Annotated in this window: 2 protein-coding genes; both read right to left on the bottom strand. The window is 34.6% G+C overall.

Features of this window, described 5'->3' with window-relative positions; translation table 11 throughout:
- Positions 1-166 precede the first annotated feature (166 nt).
- Complete coding sequence (locus QZ265_RS10625) at positions 167-649, bottom strand: hypothetical protein (RefSeq protein WP_296406000.1); 483 nt, start codon at positions 647-649, stop codon at positions 167-169.
- Positions 650-1,166: 517 nt separating this feature from the next.
- The gene (locus QZ265_RS10620; protein ID WP_296405998.1) at positions 1,167-2,141 is read right to left on the bottom strand and encodes a sterol desaturase family protein; all 975 of its coding nucleotides are present in this window, start codon (positions 2,139-2,141) and stop codon (positions 1,167-1,169) included.
- Positions 2,142-2,272: the final 131 nt, after the last annotated feature.

Raw genomic sequence — 2,272 nt, 5'->3', positions numbered from 1 at the left:
TATGATTAAAATAAAATTATCAAATTATCACCCTATTTATTAGACATACGCATAAAGATGAAGCATCAAAAAATCAAAATTGATTTCATTGTTTATTTTTTAGAGGACATTAAATAGTTGATGCTAGACAAATCATTTAAAAATTGATTTTTAATGCTTTACCCCTTTAAACGCCTGCTCCACAAGTGATACTCTTTTGCTTTTGATCAAAGACTAAGCTTAGGTATCCTCCATTTTCTACTTCATAACCGCTTTTATCATTTTTGACAACTTTAGCTTCATCTTTATTAATTTTCGGTAACTTGAATTGCGGACGTAGCGTTGTAAATTTAGCGTCTTTAAAATAAAGTTTTAAGTAATTCCACTCATAACCCTGAAGATATTCAATTTTTAGCAACGGTAGACCAAAGGCAGTAGAGTTCTTTAAGGTATACGTCATATAAACTCCCCCGTCTTCAATATTAGGATTACCCTTTACCTTTTTAGTGGCAATTGAAGATTTATAAACGGCAGGTAGTTTTTTAGTAGGATTACCAAATTCGCACCCAGATAACATCGATTTCAAATATGGAGTCCAATTAGTTGCTGCATTAGCAACTGATGTTTGTACTAATAAAAAGGTACCCAAAATGAAGAACATTTTTTTCATAAGTATTTACTCTTATATATTGTCCAGTTTAAGGATGTCATTAACTCAGAACATACCTTGATAAAAGGACTAAAGTTAAATGGAATATTTATTAAATTTAAATATATAAAGTGCAATATCGAATGTCAGGTGAAAAAGACTAGACGCGCTAGCATACAAGTTTATATTCACCGACCAAAGTGAGATTTTAACCATGAGCTATACACAACTAAGCCTAAGTTAACGATATCAGATAAATGCGTTGAAGTCAGCAAATCACAACAACAAATTTATAGCTAACCAACTGAACAGTAGTCCATGCACCATATCACGAAAGCTTAGGCGCAATAAAAGTCTACGAGGATATCGGGCCAACCAGGCTCTTGAAAGAGTGCTAACTAAACGGGCTAACAATGCTTATAGCATCATAATTAACCTATGGAATTGGGTTATTCTAAATATCTAAGAAGGATGTCGCTTAATTATTCTATCAGAGGGAATATTTCTCTTGTTCAAGTTTCTGTTATGACAAAAAAACTTAAGCTGCACTCGGCGGGCTAAACAAAACCTTCAACTTATTTTTAATACCTTTAGCGCGGAAAAATCGTTGCCACATGCGATAGAAAACATCAAATATTAGCTTGAAAATATTGTCATGGCTCGCTTCACCCACTGCGCCATACTTCACTGGATTATTAATGGTATCTTCTTCCACGTAAGTACCGAACCAACGATCAAATAGAATGATAACTCCACCGTAGTTTTGGTCAATATACTCCGCATTAGCGCCATGGTGAGCACGATGATTAGAAGGGGTATCAAAAATATACTCTACCCATTTAGGAAATTTACCGACCGTTTCAGTATGGATAAAGAATTGATAGATCAGATCGAGTGCATAGAAGAAAAACACCCAAACAGGATGAACACCAAGCATCATAAGCGGTATAAAGAATAACCACCAGCCAGTGACTGAATACAATAAACTCTGCCTCATAGCAGTAGATAAATTCATCTTATCATCAGAATGATGCAGCACATGCGCTGACCAGAACCAGTTGACCCTGTGTGAAGCACGATGGAACCAGTAATAGCTGAATTCAACAGCAATGAATATGGGAATAACCGTTAGCCAGGTTACTTCAATCGTGAAAAGACGATATTGATATAGCCACAGACAAATTGGTAATACAATTAACGCTTGTATAATTAGCTCAAACGTTAAATAAGAACCGCCTAAGCTAAAATTAGTAATGGTTCTTTTTAAGCTAAATGAATCACCGTTCCCACGCTTAAACTGATAAAACCATTCAGCCAAAAAAAGTAAAAAAAAGGGCACGCCCATCAAAGGCAATAACCATTCCTGCCAATGCGAAGGTAAAACATTCCCTAACAACGATTGCAAAGATTCAGGAGCAATCTGCAAAATAGTCTGATTTAAAACGTCTTTGTAGCCGTCTAAGGCTTGACCGTATTCACCTATATTTATTAGCTTATTATTGATACCTTCCATGGAAACCATACCGAGTTGTGGTCTTATAATTTTTTTATTATATACATTCCCACCACTTAAATCTGAGATTTGTATATTTAATGAAAATGAATTTTATAACTATAAGTCTTCATTAAGGATAAGATATGTTA

Origin of the sequence: Psychrobacter sp., assembly GCF_018260395.1 — a bacterium.
GTDB lineage: Bacteria > Pseudomonadota > Gammaproteobacteria > Pseudomonadales > Moraxellaceae > Psychrobacter.
This window is presented reverse-complemented; position numbering and strand designations above follow the sequence as displayed.